This is a genomic window from Algisphaera agarilytica, assembly GCF_014207595.1.
GTDB lineage: Bacteria > Planctomycetota > Phycisphaerae > Phycisphaerales > Phycisphaeraceae > Algisphaera > Algisphaera agarilytica.
Map to the genome: position 1 here is coordinate 3854685 of NZ_JACHGY010000001.1, position 16457 is coordinate 3871141.

13 protein-coding genes are annotated in these 16457 nt (G+C 61.6%); 11 read left to right on the forward strand and 2 right to left on the reverse strand.

Annotated elements, in window-relative coordinates; all coding sequences use genetic code 11:
- Positions 1 to 113 precede the first annotated feature (113 nt).
- Positions 114 to 1007 (forward strand): hypothetical protein, encoded by an 894-nt coding sequence (locus HNQ40_RS16685; RefSeq protein WP_184678954.1) that lies wholly within the window; start codon positions 114 to 116, stop codon positions 1005 to 1007.
- A complete protein-coding gene (locus HNQ40_RS16690) occupies positions 931 to 1617 on the forward strand; it encodes a hypothetical protein (RefSeq protein WP_184678955.1) in 687 nt (228 codons plus the stop codon). The genes HNQ40_RS16685 and HNQ40_RS16690 overlap by 77 nt, the downstream gene beginning before the upstream one ends.
- 145 nt (positions 1618 to 1762) lie before the next feature.
- On the opposite strand, the gene queG is transcribed toward HNQ40_RS16690, so the two are convergent.
- Positions 1763 to 2989, reverse strand: coding sequence for a tRNA epoxyqueuosine(34) reductase QueG (gene queG / locus HNQ40_RS16695; RefSeq protein WP_184678956.1), 1227 nt, complete (start codon positions 2987 to 2989; stop codon positions 1763 to 1765).
- 114 nt (positions 2990 to 3103) lie between these two features.
- Between queG and HNQ40_RS16700 the strand changes: the two genes are divergently transcribed.
- From HNQ40_RS16700 to HNQ40_RS16725, 6 genes are all read left to right on the forward strand, one after another.
- A complete protein-coding gene (locus HNQ40_RS16700) occupies positions 3104 to 4417 on the forward strand; it encodes an NADH-quinone oxidoreductase subunit D (RefSeq protein WP_184678957.1) in 1314 nt (437 codons plus the stop codon).
- Positions 4418 to 4633: 216 nt separating this feature from the next.
- Positions 4634 to 5155: an NADH-quinone oxidoreductase subunit NuoE gene (gene nuoE / locus HNQ40_RS16705; protein ID WP_184678958.1), complete on the forward strand. Its 522-nt coding sequence runs from the start codon at positions 4634 to 4636 to the stop codon at positions 5153 to 5155.
- Positions 5156 to 5211: 56 nt separating this feature from the next.
- Positions 5212 to 5406, forward strand: coding sequence for a hypothetical protein (locus HNQ40_RS16710; protein WP_184678959.1), 195 nt, complete (start codon positions 5212 to 5214; stop codon positions 5404 to 5406).
- A 52-nt stretch (positions 5407 to 5458) separates the two neighbouring features.
- Positions 5459 to 6349, forward strand: a complete 891-nt coding sequence (locus HNQ40_RS16715) for a hypothetical protein (protein ID WP_184678960.1) — start codon at positions 5459 to 5461, stop codon at positions 6347 to 6349.
- 78 nt (positions 6350 to 6427) lie between these two features.
- Entirely contained in the window at positions 6428 to 7792 is a 1365-nt protein-coding gene (nuoF, locus tag HNQ40_RS16720) for an NADH-quinone oxidoreductase subunit NuoF (protein ID WP_184678961.1), read from the forward strand.
- 3 nt (positions 7793 to 7795) lie between these two features.
- Entirely contained in the window at positions 7796 to 8911 is a 1116-nt protein-coding gene (locus HNQ40_RS16725; protein WP_184678962.1) for a hypothetical protein, read from the forward strand.
- Positions 8912 to 8972: 61 nt separating this feature from the next.
- Here HNQ40_RS16725 and HNQ40_RS16730 read toward each other — a convergent pair whose 3' ends face one another.
- Positions 8973 to 9380 (reverse strand): tetratricopeptide repeat protein, encoded by a 408-nt coding sequence (locus HNQ40_RS16730; protein ID WP_184678963.1) that lies wholly within the window; start codon positions 9378 to 9380, stop codon positions 8973 to 8975.
- Positions 9381 to 11176: 1796 nt separating this feature from the next.
- Between HNQ40_RS16730 and HNQ40_RS16740 the strand changes: the two genes are divergently transcribed.
- From HNQ40_RS16740 to HNQ40_RS16750, 3 genes are all read left to right on the forward strand, one after another.
- Complete coding sequence (locus HNQ40_RS16740) at positions 11177 to 12655, forward strand: MFS transporter (protein WP_221435594.1); 1479 nt, start codon at positions 11177 to 11179, stop codon at positions 12653 to 12655.
- Positions 12656 to 12839: 184 nt separating this feature from the next.
- A complete protein-coding gene (locus HNQ40_RS16745) occupies positions 12840 to 14528 on the forward strand; it encodes a SulP family inorganic anion transporter (RefSeq protein WP_184678966.1) in 1689 nt (562 codons plus the stop codon).
- A gap of 245 nt (positions 14529 to 14773) precedes the next feature.
- The gene (locus HNQ40_RS16750) at positions 14774 to 16243 is read left to right on the forward strand and encodes an alkaline phosphatase PhoX (protein ID WP_184678967.1); all 1470 of its coding nucleotides are present in this window, start codon (positions 14774 to 14776) and stop codon (positions 16241 to 16243) included.
- The last annotated feature ends 214 nt before the right edge of the window (positions 16244 to 16457 follow it).

The window sequence follows — 16457 nt, forward strand, 5'->3', positions numbered from 1 at the left end:
GGTTACTTGTTTTGCTAACCCATCCGTAACAATAACCTCAACCCGCCTCCTTATCTGGACGATCAAGACAGATAAGGAGCAGCGTTGTTGTGGGTCAAGTACATCGCATCCAGGTGAGACGGTTTGCGCAAATCGCCGGCGTTTCGGCGTTGGTGGCCGCGTGTTTTGTTGGGCTGGCAGGCGTATTAGCCTGGGCTTACGAACGCAGCGGTGCGGGGATTCCGCTGGGCGCTCTGACGCGAGATATCGCATCGGTCGCCCGGGTCCATCCGCTGACCGGGGCGATGTCGCAAGCGGGGCTCGCGTTGTGGGCCGCCGCGGCAGCCGTCTGCGGGTACAGCGCATTGCGTCACTTCCGGGCGGGCAGCCACGGCTGGATCATCCGGTTCCACCTCGTGGCGGGGGCTGTCACCGTGGCGCTGCTGGTGGATGACGCCTTCATGGTGCACGAACACTACGCCCCCAAGCTGTTGGGCATCAACGAGATCTGGGTCCTGGGGTTGCTGAGCGGGGCGGTGTTTACGTTCCTGCTCACCTACCGGCGATTCATCCTGGCCAACCGGGCGCTTCCCCTGCTGGTCATGACCTGCATGTTCTTCGGCATCATGCTCACCACCGACATCTACCAGGGGCGGATGGGCGACGCGAACTTCCGACACCTGCTGGAAGACGGCATGAAGTTCATGGGCATCGCGGGCTGGCTGTCGTGGCTGACTTGCTGCGGCCTGATCCTGGACCGCGAGATGCCGCAGAGCTCGTTGGCTCGTGACATGGTGGACAACCTGGCCATGGCGGTCACCATCAACGAGCAGCTCCAACAGGCCGTCGCCGACATCCCAGAGCCCGAGTTATCGGCTGTCGAGGCCGAATCTCGTAGCCAAGCGGGCGTGTCCTCCGATAGACCATTGTTTGATCACCCGGAGATGCCCCATGTCTACCCCCGGCTCAACCGCAACGCTCTCGAAGAAAGAACGCAAAGCGCTCCGCAAGCAGATGATGGAGCGTAAGCAGGAGCTCATGGCCAAGCACGGCCGCAGCGACTCCCGCACGGGTTCCTCACGGCCGTTCTCCGATATCAAGCCCAAGCTCCCGGCCGACCCGCCAAAGCCGAAACTCCCGACATGGACGCCGCCCGAGCCCAAGCGCTCGCTCACCGCCACGACGCCCAAGCCCGAATCCAAGAAGGGCCCTTCGTCGTATCGCCGCAGCCTTCGGCCGCGCGTCCGCGACACCGTGTACCAACCCAAGCCGCGTCCGATCCCTGCCGTGGTCGACCTCGACGACGCCGGGCCGGGCCCGCTGACGCGTTTTGCGGCGGCCGTGGAAAACACCAGCCGCCGTGCCGTGCGGATGTGGCAGGAACGCCCCTGGAAAGACACCGGCGACCAGACCCGCGGCGAAACCCACCGCACATTGAGCCTCATGATCAAGCCGCTGCGCACGCTCGGCCTCGTCGCCGTGGCGGGTGCGATCGTGCTCGGCCGTGAGTCGCGCAGCATGGGTGCCTCAGAGACCGGCAGCTTCGTCGTGCTGGGCATGGGCCTGGGTTTGGCGATCGGCCTGCTCGCCCTGGCCGAGATCGCCAGCGCGCTGCGCACGATTGTGCGTCGCATCTGACCCCAGCTTCCAATCGCTTCGATCCTCCAGGCCCTCGCATAACCTCCGGGTGGTGCGGGGGCTGTTTTTATCCCCGTGTTTAGCGGGCGACGCGAAGCGTCCCGCGTATTCGTGCGCCGACAAACGGGACGCTTCGCTTCGCCCGCTAAACGGGTTGAATGCGATCCCACACCTGCCGTGCGGTCGTCGCGACGAGCTCGCTTTCATCGTCCAGGCAGCCTTGCACCGCATCGCGCAACCCCGCATCGTCGCGCTGGGCCAACACGTTGCCAATCGCGATCAGCGCGTTGCGCCGGATCATGTCGAGCTTGATGCGTTTGAGGGCCGACCCTTGGAACACACGGGTACGGTCGTCTGCGGCCCACGACAACACCTCAACCAAATCCAGACCGTCGGCAAACCCGCGCGGCCCCGGGTCGTATCGCTCGTGCACCGGCAGGGGGTTGCGCTGCCCGACCGTGTTGTACGGGCAAACCTCCTGGCAGATGTCACACCCCGCGATCCATTCGCCGATTCCTTCGAGGAACTCACCGGGCACCGGCTCGCGGTGCTCGATCGTGAGATAGCTCACGCACCGCGACGCATCGATCGAATAGCCCTCGGCCGCGATCGCATCCGTCGGGCAGGCGTCGATACACCGCGTGCAATTCGCGCAGTGATCCGTCGCGGGCACCGTCACGCCCATGCCCGGCAACTCGGGATGGCCCAGCTCTTCGGAACTCGGCAGTTCGAGCGTGGTCACGACCAGGCCCAGCAGCGTGTACGAGCCATGACGGGGGTGGATGAGCATGGTGTTCTTGCCCTGCCACCCGAGGCCCGCCCGCGCCGCGATCTCGCGTTCCAACGCCGGGGCGGTGTCGACCGCCGTGCGAAACGCCGCTTCGGGGAACCGCTCGGCCAGCGTATCCGCCAGCTTGTGCAGCCGTTTCTTGAGCACCTTGTGATAGTCGTCGCCCCAGGCGTAGCGTGCGATCTTGCCCCGCGGCAAATCACTCCCCTCCCTTGAGGGAGGGGCCGGGGGAGGGTGGGGGTGCTGAGCATCCGCATACTCCCCACCGCCCATGCCGTGGTCCGCGTCAGGTTCACTCACCCTCACCCCAGCCCTCTCCCTGAAGGGAGAGGGGGCCGAACCCTCCGGGGCTTCCGGGGGCTGCGACGCATAAGCATCGCACACCGCCACCACGCTTGCCGCCCCCGGCAACAGCTTCTCCAGATCGACGCGGATGTCCAGGTGGTTCTCGATCCACCCCATCGTGCCGTGCTTGCCCTGGGCGACCCAGTCGCGAACCGCGTCCGCCTGCTCGCTGGGCCCGGCCGGGGCGATGCCCGCCAGCGCAAAGCCCAGGTCCCGGGCCGATTCCAGAATGGCCATCGCCGTGTCCCGCATCGCGTTAAGTTTATCTCTCCAACGCAGTTGGCGGGGCTGGGGGTGTCGCCTTACAATCGGCATACGCCCGCATTCCCCCGCGACGGACGATCAGCCACCATGCCCTACGACCTCAAGCCCATCGACCTCGACGTCGAAACCACGCCCTACCTCGACGACCCGCTCCGCCCCGGCGGACTCGGACGCGACGAAGTACCCGGCGGCGACAACCGCTGGACCCTCAACTTCGGGCCCCAGCACCCCGCGACCCACACCACCCTCCGCATGGTCATGGAGCTCGACGGCGAACGCGTCGCCCGCATCACCCCGCACATCGGCTACCTCCACTCCGGCTTCGAGAAGCTCGGCGAGGCCCTCGACTACAACCAGTACGTCACCATCGTCAGCCGGATGGACTACGTCAGCCCAATCAACAACGACATCAGCTGGCACCACGCGGTCGAAAAACTCTTCGACATCGACATCACGCCCCGCTGCAAAGCGGTCCGCACGATCATGGCTGAGCTCGGCCGGATCCAGAACCACCTGCTGGGCGTCGGCGCCGCGGCCCTCGACCTCGGGGCCTTCACCGGCTTCCTCTACGGCTTCAACGAACGCGAAGCCATCATGGACGTGGTCGACTACATCTCCGGCCAACGCTTCCACCCCGACTACACCCGCGTCGGCGGCGCAATGGCCGACCTGCCCGATGAAGAAGTCTTCAAGACGATGGTCAAGTCGATCATCCGCGAGAAGCTCCCCCCAGCCATCGACGACCTCGCGGGCATGCTCAACAAGAACCGCATCTTCCGCGACCGCACCGAAGGCATCGGCGTCATCACCAAGGAAGAAGCGATCAACTGGTCCTGCTCCGGCCCCGTCGCCCGCGCCTCGGGCGTGATGCGCGACGTGCGGAAAGACAACCCCTACCTCTGCTACGCCGACAACTGGGACGGCCAGGGCGCCCCCGGCGTGAAGTTCAAGGTCCCCGTCGCCACCACCGGCGACGTGCTGGGCCGGTACCTCATCCGCCTCGAAGAGATCCGCCAGTCGATGCACATCATCGAGCAGCTCATCGACCACATCCCCGGCGGCCCGATGAACACCTGGGCCGATGGCAAGATGATCAAACCGCCAAAGGCCGAGGTCTACGGCAGCATCGAAGGCCTCATCGAACACTTCCAGCTCGTGATGACCAACCGCAAGTGGAAGGCCCCGATCAACGAGGTCTACGCCGCCACCGAAACCGCCAACGGCGAGCACGGCTTCTACATCGTCAGCGACGGCGGCCCGCACCCCTGGCGCGTCAAACACCGCGCCTGCAGCTTCATCCACTTCTCGCTCATGGCGAAGATGCTGGAAGGGCACCTGTTGTCGGATGCGGTTGCGGTGCTCGGTAGCCTGAATATCATTGCGGCGGAGTTGGACCGATGAGTGATACAGTTTTCAAAACTCGGTGGAACTATGTCGTGTTTCCAGCCCTTTTGGCTGTCATGTGGGCGGTAGCGCCATTTCGAGGATTGAGTAAGGAGTATCCGTTCATTGATCTGGCGATAATGGTGGTGGTCACGTTCTCATTGGCCTGCATCTATATGCTCGAACCTAAATCAAATAAGAAGGCTACCGAAACAGTCACGGAAGAGTAAGTTTATGGCTTGGATCACCAAACCCTCCGGCACGATGCAGATCGATCGCCGCGACACCCCGTATCTCACCGACGAGATCAAGGACGCGTTCGAGAAGCGGTACGCCCACCGCTACCCCAACCGTCAGGCGATGGCGCTTCCGATCCTCCACGAGATCCAGCACCACTACAACTGGCTCCCGTACCAGGCCCTCGAAGAGGCCGCCGAGTTCCTCGGCCTCGAAGCGTCCAAGCTCCTCGACACCGCCACCTTCTACGAAGAGTTTTTCCTCCAACCCCGCGGCAAGCACACCATCTGGGTCTGCCAATCGGTCAGCTGCGAGGTCATGAACGAGGCTAAAATTACCGAAACCGTCAGCGAAAAGCTCGGCATCCAGCCCGGCGAAACCACCGATGACGACAAGTTCACCTTCATGAAAGTCGAATGCATCGGCGCCTGCGGCGGCGCCCCCTGCATGCTCGTGGACGAAACCCTCCACGAAAACCTCACCCCCAACAACGTCGGCGACGTCCTCGACAAGCTCTAACCCCGAAAGCCCGCGGCTGCGAAGCTGCCGCGCGGCTCAACCCACAACGGCAGCCCATGTCCTGGTTCCAAAAAGCCTGTCGCAACCTCGGCCTCACCGTCCACAACGTGGTCAAGCCTGTGCAAGACCACCAGAAAACCACCGTCCGCAAAACCGTCGAAGAGAAACAACTCGACACGACCACCACGCTCCGTCGAACCACGATCGAAGAGATCGAGATCACCCCGCGTAAAGACGACTCGACAAATTGATCCACCACCCGCGGCGACTGGCCGGTCCGCCGCTTACACGGGAGCCCGTGTCATGATGTTCCGCCCCAACCCCGCCGTCCGCTGGTGCCTGCTGTCGCTCGCGCTGTGCCTGCTGTTCGCCGCCCCCACAGAGCGCCGCGGCTCCGCCGCGCACGCCGCCGAACCACCCGCCACCTCCACAACCCCTGCCGCCACGGAATCCCCCGCCAAGCCGCCCGCCGTCACCGGCCTGCCCAAAGACCTCAACGACCTCACCCGCGAAGAGCTCATCGCGCTGGTCAAAGACCTCACCCTCCAGAACCAGGTCATGGCCGTGTCCCTCGCCGAGCAGCGCCAGGCCCTCGAAGACGCCGCCCCCGACCTCCAGGCCCGCATCGACTGGCAGGCCCGCACCATCGAACGCCTCCGCGGTAAGCTCGCCAAAGCCGAGGCCCAACTCGAGCAGGCCAAGACCGACGCCGCCACCCAGACGCCCACGCCCGGCCAAACCCCCGCCGACCCTAAAAACCCCGACGCCGCGCCCGAAAGCTCCGCCGCTTGGGAGTACCGCTTCGCCTACGAGTTCGGCCTCATCCGCACCTCCGGCAGCGGCAAGACCATCCTCCGCGACGAAAACGGCAAACGCCAACGCCACGAGTTCGACTACTCCGAGTACCGCCGCGACGCCATCTGGGCCAACGTCTTCCTCCGCAACGACTCCGAAACCCCCATGCGCTTCTCCGGCATCATCGAACTCCAGGGCGACAAACCCTTCGGCAACAAGCAGCCCCGCGAACGCCTAGGCAACAAAGCCTTCCGCACCCCGCTGCTCCAGCCCGGCGAGGTCTTCCAGCTCAGCGAAGACGAAATCTTCACCGAACGCCCCTGGAAGGTCGACATCATCGAAATCACCGAGGTCAACGCCTACGAAGAACCCGCCGAGCCTGCCCCCGACGCCGGATAAAGCTAGAATCAGTCCAACCTTGAAACTCGTTTAGCCGGCGATCGCAGATCGCCGCTCCAACCCCAGCGAACCCCGCCCATGCCCCTCGACCAACCGCTCCTGTTCAAACGCATCCCCACCCCGCCCTGGGGCGACTTCGCCGACCGCAAGTACATCGGCTACGACGACTACGTCAAGCAAGACGGCTACGCCGCGCTCGACCAAGCCCTCGAACAAGAGCCCAAAGACATCATCGAAACCGTCAAAGCCGCCGAGCTCCGCGGCCGCGGCGGGGCGGGCTTCCCCGCCGGCATGAAGTGGTCTTTCCTGCCCCCGCTCGACGACGGCCCCCGCTACCTCTGCATCAACGCCGACGAGTCCGAGCCTGCGACCTTCAAAGACCAGATCCTCATCCAGTACGACCCGCACAGCGTCATCGAAGGCATCGCCCTCTGCATGCTCGCCTGCCAGCTCGACACCGCCTACTTCTACATCCGCGGCGAGTACCACCACCACCGCGACGCCTTCGAAAAAGCCATCCAGGAAGCCTACGACAACAACGTCTTCGGCCCCAACTCCCGCATGGGCAAGATCAACGGCCGCGAGCCCCGCCTCTTCCTCCACCGCGGCGCGGGCGCCTACATCTGCGGCGAAGAGACCGGCCTGATCGAGTCTCTCGAAGGCAAACGCGGCTGGCCCCGCATCAAGCCGCCGTTCCCCGCCGTCGCCGGCGCTTTCGCCCGGCCGACGATCATCAACAACGTCGAGACCCTTGCCAACGTCCCCTACATCGTCCTCAACGGGGCCGACTGGTGGAAGTCCCACGGCAAGGGCCGTCCTGAAGGCGCCCCGCCTCAGGTCCCCGCCTCCTTCGGCACCAAGCTCATCGGCATCTCCGGCAGCGTCAACCGCCCCGGCGTCTACGAAGACCACCTCGGCGTCAAACTCACCGACGTCATCGAACAATACGGCCAGGGCGCTATCAGTGGCCGACCCACCAAAGCCTACTTCCACGGCGGCATCTCCATGGGCGTCGTCTCCCAGGAAGAAGCCGAGCAGGGCGTCGAGCTCGACTTCGACATCGGCAAGAAATGGGCCAACCTCGGCCTGGGCACCGCCTGCATCACCGTCATCCCCGAAGACGTCTCCATGGTCGCCATGGCCCGCAACTGCGCCCACTTCTACAGCCACGAATCCTGCGGTCAGTGCACCCACTGCCGCGAGGGCAGCAAGTGGCTCTACAAACTCCTGTCCCGCATCGAAGCCGGCGACGGCGAGATGAAAGACCTCGACCTCCTCCTCGAACTCGCCGCCAGCATGGGCTCCATGCCCGGCAACAATATTTGTGGCCTCAGCGACGGCGCCAACTGGGCCATCCGCACCATCGTCAACAAGTTCTGGAGTGAGTTCGAAGCGAAGGTCAGCAAGTCACGGCAGGTGAGTTTGGCTGTGGTCGGAACTTGATCGATGAACTACCAGCCACTAATTGTGGCATCACTTTGCGCCAAAAGTATCAAACTAACCGCGGGGACCACATTGGAAACACATCAGCCTCGTCTGCTGTCATCTAAATTTTATCTGATACTTCTGTTCCTGTTCATTTGCGGAACAGGCACACCGACTTGCTTTGCCCAACTATCTGACAAAGAAGACCCGGAGTACAAGCGATTAATTAAAGCGATAGAGCCACTTAAATACCAAGGAAACTTCCAGGCCTATCACTTCGAGATCACAGAAATCCTCCAGCAACACCCTCACGTTCCGAGCCTATGGAGTGAAGCTGCTTTCAATTTGATCTACAACATTCCTAGCACCAAGCAAAGCTATGCGGAACGCTGGAAAAACGTAAAAGACGGCTTACAGTTGATTGGGCAAGATGCCGTCACAAAAAACCCTGAGTCTGCAGAACTAAGAACAGAAATGGCTTGGTTCTATCTGCATCTATTTAGACATAGATTCGATGAGATCCACAATTACTATACAGTGAGACATCTCGAAGAATGGAGCGCAACTCTCGCGAAAAATGAGCTCGAGATTGCGCTAGTATCAAATAACATTTCAATTGAGCTAGTCGGAAACCTAGAAAACCACCTCGGCACTTTAGATTGGCGACACCCATCAACTCACGGCATTTACTGGGCAACCGAAGCATTCTTGCTTTCAAACGGCCTAGAGGTCATTGATGGCAACGAAACTGAATGGCTGATCGACAGGATGGTGTTTTTCCATCTTCGCAATCTTCTCTATGAAGGTACCATGTCGATATCCGAGATCGAGAAGCAAGAAACAATCTCCGTCAATCCAAACCCTCAATACTTAGAGATCGCAGAAAAAGCACACCTGGCAATCTTCGATGCTGGCTTGATGTCGTCACCAACTGTGGAACTCGAAGATTTTTACATTTCAGGGATTTACATTAACGCGCGTTTCGGGAACATAAATGACGCCGAGACATTTCGGAAGCACGCTCTACAGACAATGTTAGAAAAAGGAGTTTCCCCTGAGGTCACCTTACTGGACGGCAGCACCAATCAAATAGTTGAGTATGTTGATTCCTCGGTATCGGCAAGTAACCCTGAGTGACAGAGTAAGTGAAGAGGGCAGATAAGGGGAGGTGTGGACTTGATTTGGCTGTATTCTCCTCTCAGATATGCGCACGCGTTTTGAGGAATTCGAAATACTTAGGGTCCTGACCCTCAATTACTGCCTCAGCATCGCCCATGTAAGCTCGCATCAGTTCGTCTGCAGCAAGATCCAAATCATTCATTTCAAATCGACATTGCCCTAATCGCATATGGATGTAGGGGTTACCGAATCCTGTGGCTGAAAACAAAGCTTTATGAAATGCCACGTGAGCCTCTTCATGCCGATTCATAAAAAGAAGAGCATCGCCTATGGCGGTGTACAGCCAAACGGATGCGGCATAGTCATGCTTTGGTTCAGGTACCAACGATAAAGCTTCTTGGTAAGCAATTAATGCGCCGAGAAGATCTTGGCTGTCGAGAAGTCTGTCTCCTGCCTGACATAGATCAGTGATCTTTGGGTCTAGCATCGACTTCCTGGGTCCGGACAAGAGCTTGGCTTTATTATCGGCTGAGACGCTTGGCAAAGTCTAACGTTATTGAAGGGCAAAGGTGGGGACAGGGACAGAAAAAGGGAGGCGTACATTATTCCCAGGGGCGGCAAGTATCCTTTCAGACAGCAAGAGAGTTCTTTACGGCTCTGAGAGACTTCTTTCCGCACCTTGAAGAGTTCATTCCGACGCGCAAAGCATACTTTCCAGACCGAAAAGTATGCTTTGCGCTCCTGAAAGCATGCGCCAAGGCCCGCAAAGGATCCTTTTAGGTGCGCAATGAGTTCTTCAAGCCTTAAAAAGGATCCTTTTCAGAGCGTAAAGAAGTCTTTGAGCCGCAACAGGTGTGCTTCAAGCACCGAAAAGACTTCTTTATGGAGCATTTTCCCTGCACTATCCCATTTATTCAGACGCCAGCAGATTCCGGGGCATCACGTTGTTCTGGCCCGGCCACCCATGCCTAGCGACGTGTTCCGCACCTCAATTCACTGGCGCGCATGTGGAGTCCTCGGTATCAGCCGGGGGCTCTGAGGAGCGTAAGCGGTGAGAAGCCGACTTCGAGTGAAGATAGACGGCGCGGCCACCTATCGGCAACAGCAAACAGTTGAAAAGGAATGCCCAGAGGACCGAACCCAATACCCATATGCCGTCGTAATCAGGCCAGACTCCCGATGCCAGGGCAATAAACCCGATCGCCCAAAAACCAGGAATGGCAAGAAGTTGTGCTCCGAGGAGGCCAAGCAAGCCGTATTTACGGGCCAATCTCCACGTTGCTAGCGTCAGCAGTAAAAGGATGAGGCACTGAAAGATGTTACCCACGTGTTCCACTAAGCACCTAACGTCAAAAGCTCAATTGCTGGCCGCCCGCGGGATGGGACGTTCCCCGGTAAACACATTTTACACGCACCCGTCAGCGGCGGGTTGGTGCGCACGAGGAATCACACGCGGGTGATGTATTCCAGAATATTTTTGGCGATCTATCCCACGATTCGGCTTCGCCTTGCGCGTTTCGGGGTTGAAAAAGCGCGCACAAACGCGGCGTGGTACCCCCTAATGACAGGCAGATATCGGCACCCGGTGGCGGGGCGGTGGTGACAGGCAAGGACCATCGTCTCGGGCACGCCGGGAGGGCCGGGCTCGCGCTCTTAAAGCGTGGGGGTTTCGGCGTTCGTCGGTGAGTCACCTTGCCGACAACAGACACGATGGACTGTGGCGTAATCGCGTTGCCACCCCCAACACGCGGGTCGAGGACGACGGCAGGTTTCGAGATCGGCAGGCGTGTGGGCCGTTGCACGCGTCGGCCGTGGGCCGAGCGTTCGCTCTTTGGCAATTTGGGGGCTTGGGTGTTGGGGGCTTGGGGGCTTGGACTGCCCGCGGGGAGATTTCTGTCGGTCAGGCATGCTTGCCTGACGTGGAGTTTCTGTGGCTCGGGTTTCAGGCAGGCATGCCTGACCTACAGGGCTTGGGGTTGATGTTCGTAGGTCAGACGCAGGGCGTCGTGGTGATGCGTGGGGGGCGTCAGGTCGAAGACCTGACCTACAGGCCGCGTTGTAATGCAAAGCTGGCTGGCCGGAACGGTGTTCCAAAATTTGCCCAAATTAGTCAACGAAGAGAAAGCTCTAGGCTTGGAACGATGTTCCAGCAATTTCGCCATAAAACCCGTAAAAATGCGGAATTTTTCGCACGCAAAGGTTTCGCCGACGGGCCGTCTCGCTAAGATGCGTGTCCGATCGTTTCAGTTTTGTTCATCTCTTTGTTTCATCCAGGAGCTTGCGTTGACCGAATCATCCGAACCGGCGGTGGCCCACGAGAAGGTGGCCTTGTCACAGAAGATCGCGTTTGGGGTGGGGATGCTGGGGAACCAGATGTTCCCGGCGGCGCTGGGCATCTTTATGGTGGTGCTGGTGCAGGGCTTGGGCATGAGCCCGGTGTTGTGGGGCATCCTGTTTTTCCTGCCCCGGCTGTCGGACGCGCTGACCGACCCGGTGATGGGGTTTGTGTCGGACAACACCAAGTCGCGCTGGGGGCGGCGTCGGCCTTACGTTTTGATCGGGGCGCTGGTGGCGGGGATCGCTTACATCCTGATGTGGCAGATCGACCCGGCGAACAGCGAGACGTACAACTTCACGTACTTTTTGATCTTTGCGTTTGTCTTTTATCTGGGGCTGACCATCTTCGCGACGCCGTACGTGGCGATGGGCTACGAGATGAGCGACAACTTCCACGAGCGGACCCGCCTGATGGCGGTGGCGCAGTGGATCGGGCAGTGGGCGTGGGTGATCGTGCCGTGGTTCTGGGTGATCCTGTACGACCCGGCGATCTATCCGAGCGAGGACGATCCGAGCGTGGCGGACCCGGTGGCGGGGGCGCGGAACCTGGCGATCTGGGTGGGCGTGGGTTGTATGTTGATGGCGATGGTGCCGGCGGTGTTCTGCAAGACCCAGCCGGTCGACCCGAGCAAGCAGGAAGACCTGTCGCTGGCGAACCTGGGCAAGAACCTGGCGAGCCTGCTGCGGGGCGTGGTGGCGACGTTCAAGTGCAAGCCGTTCGTGCGGATCTGCATCGCGACGTTCTTCGTGTTCAACGCGTTCAACACGGTCGCGGGCTTTTCGTTCTTCATCATCGTGCATTACATGTTCAACGGCGTGACCGGGCCGGAGGGCTCGGACACCTGGCCGACGTGGTTCGGCACGGTGAGCGCACTGACGACCTGCTTCCTCGCGATCCCGGTGGTGACGTTCCTCTCGGAAAAGCTCGGCAAGAAGAACGCCTTTGTGATTTCGCAGGCGGTCTCGATCCTCGGGTACCTGAGCTTCTGGTGGTGCTTCAACCCGAATAACCCGTGGCTGCTGTTCCTGCCGCTGCCGCTGTTCTCGTTCGGCATCGGCAGCCTGTTCACGATCATGATGTCGATGACGGCTGACGTCTGCGACCTCGACGAACTGAACACCGGCTCGCGGCGGGAGGGGGCGTTCGGCGCGGTGTATTGGTGGATGGTCAAGTTCGGCTTCGCCATCGCGGGCCTGGGCGGCGGGCTGATCATGGCGTGGGTCGGCTTCGACGAGTCGGCGGCCACCCAGACCCCCGAAGCGATGCGCGGGATGCGGCTGGCCTACATCATCCTGCCGTCGCTGGGCACGCTGATCGCGATTATCGCGATGCTGGGCTACGACCTAACCGAAGAGCGAAGCCACGAGATCCGCGAGGAGATCGCCAAGCGGAAGAACGCCGAGGGCGAGACGGCCACGGCGTAACCTCGGAAGCGGCGTGAGGTGTGGGCCAGGTCTTCGACCTGACGCGGACACCTAGACACTGCGCAATGCGACGCACAGATATACGGCGTCAGGTCGAAGACCTGACCTACGGGGGCTGCCGTGATTATCGCGGACCGGCACAGGCGTCTGCCGAGCACGGGAAACATGGCTACCATGCGTGCGCATGACGAGTGTTTGGCGAAAAATCGTGGACCCCGACAAACGCTTCAGCGAATTCAATTGGGTCGGTGATCTGTTCGGCGGCGTGACCACCGCGGTGATCTCGTTGCCGTTGGCCCTGGCGTTCGGCGTGGCGTCGGGAGCGGGGCCGCAGGCGGGGCTGTACGGCGCGGTATTCGTGGGCCTGTTCGCGGCGCTCTTTGGCGGAACACGGACGCTGATCTCCGAGCCGACGGGCCCGATGACCGTGGTGATGACGGCGGTGATCACGACGCTGATCGCGGCGGACCCGGAGAACGGGCTGGCGATGGCGTTTGCCGTGGTCGTGGTGGCGGGATTGACGCAGATCGGCTTCGGGATCTTTCGGCTGGGACGATACATCACACTCATGCCCTACAGCGTGATCTCGGGCTTCATGTCGGGCATCGGGGTGCTGCTCATCCTCATGCAGTTAGGACCATTGACCGGGCAGGCTTCGCCGGGCGGCGGGGCGGTGGGCGTGGTGACCGCTCTGCCGGAGATGGCGGCGGGGATTCGCTGGCCCGAGGCGTCGCTGGCGATCCTGGCGCTGGTGGTGTTGTTTGCGATGCCCAAGGCGTGGCGGAAGTTTTGCCCGCCGCACCTCTTGGCGCTGGTGATCGGCAGCGTGGCGAGCCTGACGTTTTTCGCCTCGGCCGACCTGAACCGGATCGGCGAGATCCCGATGGGTCTGCCCGACTTCCAGATCCCCGTTTTCTCTCAGGAGCAGCTGAGGATCATCCTGATCGAGGGCATGATCCTGGGCCTGCTGGGCTGCATCGATTCGCTACTCACCGCGATGATCGCCGACAGCCTGACCCGCAAGCACCACGACTCGAACCGCGAACTCATCGGTCAGGGCGTCGGCAACCTGTTCAGCGGGCTCTTCGGCGGGCTGCCCGGTGCGGGCGCAACGATGGGGACGGTGGTCAATATCCAAGTGGGCGCACGCTCCCCGGCGGCGGGCGTGGTCCGGGCGTTGCTGCTGCTGATGGTGGTGCTGGTGCTGGCGCCGCTGCTCGAGTCTGTGCCGATGGCGGTTCTGGCTGCGATCGCGTTCAAGGTCGGCTTTGACATCCTCGACTGGAGCTTCCTCAAGCGGGTGCACCACGTGTCACGCTCCGCCACGCTGATCATGTACGGCGTGATGGGGCTCACCGTTTTCGTCGACCTGGTCATCGCGGTGGGGCTAGGCGTGTTTATCGCAAACGTCCTGACAATTGATCGGCTGTCGAAGCTGCAATCGGCCGACATCCGCACGATCACGACCAGCGACGCGGAACTGCCGCTGAGCCCGGAAGAGCGCGAGCTGTTTGAACGCGGCAAGGGCCAGATCATCCTGCTGTACCTCAGCGGCCCGATGATCTTCGGCGTCGCCAAAGCCATCGCCCGACAACACGACGCCATCGAAAGCAAGCAGGGCAAGGCGTTGATCATCGACCTGCACGACGTGCCGATCCTCTCGACGACGATCGCGCTGGCGCTGGAGAACGTGGTGCTTGAGGCGCGCAAGGCGGAGCTGCCGGTCTACATCGGCGGCGCCTCGGGCAAGACGCGCATCCGACTTGAAAGCATCGACAAGACCGGCACGGGCGAACTCGCCTTCCGCGACAACCGACTCGAAGCACTGGAAGCGGCGCTGACCCACGTGGAAGACATCCCGCAAGCCGATTAACCCGCATGACTTCGAATCAATTTCTTTTGCAAAATCGTGTCGCTTCTTCGCTCGAATGAGTGAGTTATGTGAATGCGTGGAACAAAGTCGGCTAAATCGCTTACCTGGTTCAATTGAGTGCGGCAGCGATAATAATCGTGATCAGTAGAAAAAGCAGCCTTCATGCCGCAGCGGGAGTGCGTTAGGGGGGTGTGAATTTCTTGAGGTGGGCGGGACAAGCGGCCGGGGGCAACTAAAATAGGTCTATGCAAGAACCAGAAGTATCTCGTCGCCAATTCATGCAGGCCGCCGCGGCGGTGTCTGCCGGGTTTGTGGGTTTGAGCCGGGTGGGGCAGGCCGCGGCCGGGGAGGCGGCGGGGCAGGCGTTTGGGTACGGGCCGTTGGTGCCCGACCCGCAGGGGGTGATCGATCTGCCCGAGGGGTTTTCGTATCGCGTAATCGCCCGCCTCGGCCAGGAGATGGACGACGGGCTCTTTGTCCCCGGCAAGCCCGACGGCTCGGCGGCGTTCGCGGTGCCCGGCGGCAAGCCCGAGGAAACCATCCTCATCGTCAACCACGAGGTCGACCCGCGTCGCTACCGCATGGGCCCGTTCGGCTGGTCGCTCGAGAAGATGACGCAGATCGACAAGACCAAGGTGTACGACTACGGCAAGGGGCGCAACCCCGGGCTCGGCGGGACCAGCACCCACGTCTACAACACCAAGACCGGCAACGTGTCGGTGCGGTACATGTCGCTGATCGGCACCGAGCGCAACTGCGCGGGCGGGCCAACGCCCTGGGGCTCTTGGATCAGCTGCGAGGAAACGGTCACGCGGGCCGGCGGCGTGATCGAGAAGGACCACGGTTACAACTTCGAGGTGCCCGCGTCGGTGAACGTCGGCGCGGTGGACCCGGTGCCGCTGACCGACATGGGCCGGATGAACCACGAGGCGGTTGCGGTCGATCCGGCGACGGGCATCGTCTACCAGACCGAAGACCGGCAAGACGGTTGCATCTACCGCTTCATCCCCAACACGCCCGGCAAGCTGCAAGACGGCGGTCGGCTGCAGGCGCTGATGGTGCGTGACCAGCCGAGCCTGGACACCCGCAACTGGCTCGAGGCGATCAGCGAGGAGGAAGCCAAGGGTTACACGTCGTCGGCGTCGTTCACCGCGATGGACGCCGCGGCGGGGAGCTCGGTGCGTATCCCGCTACTCGAGCCGATGGAGGTGACCTGGATCGATGTCGAAGACGTGACCTCGCCGGGCGACGACCTCCGCCACCAGGTGTTCGCGAATGGCGGGGCACGGTTTGCCCGCGGCGAGGGCATGTGGTGGGGCCGGCAGAGCGTGTTCTTCGCCTGCACCACCGGCGGGGTGAACCGCAAGGGCCAGGTCTGGCGTTACGTGCCCAGCCGGGTCGAGGGCCAGCCCGAGGAAGAACGCTTCCCCGGCAAGCTGGAGCTGTTCCTCGAGCCGAACGACCACGAGCTGGTGGAGAACTGTGACAACGTGACCGTCGCGCCGTGGGGCGACCTGGTGCTGAGCGAAGACGCGAAGACGAAGAACGACCTGGTCGGCGTGACGCCCCACGGCGAGGTGTACAAGCTCGCGCGGAACTTGCTGAGCCACAGCGAATTTGCCGGCAGCTGTTTCAGCCCGGACGGCACGACGCTGTTTACCAATGTGCAGGCGGACGGGATCACGTTGGCGATCACCGGGCCGTGGCGGACGTGAATTTGAGGGGTGAGGATTGAGGGATGAGGGGTGAGCCTAGGCAGAGCGACTTGCCCGTGGCGTTCTTTCTTCTCCCCTCCCTTGAGGGAGGGGCCGGGGGAGGGTGCCGAGGTGTGTGTGTGTGTGCACCGCGGTTTGGGGCGAGGTTTCACACCCTCCCCTAACCCCTCCCTCAAGGGAGGGGGATTAAACCCGACGCTACGGGCGCCATAGG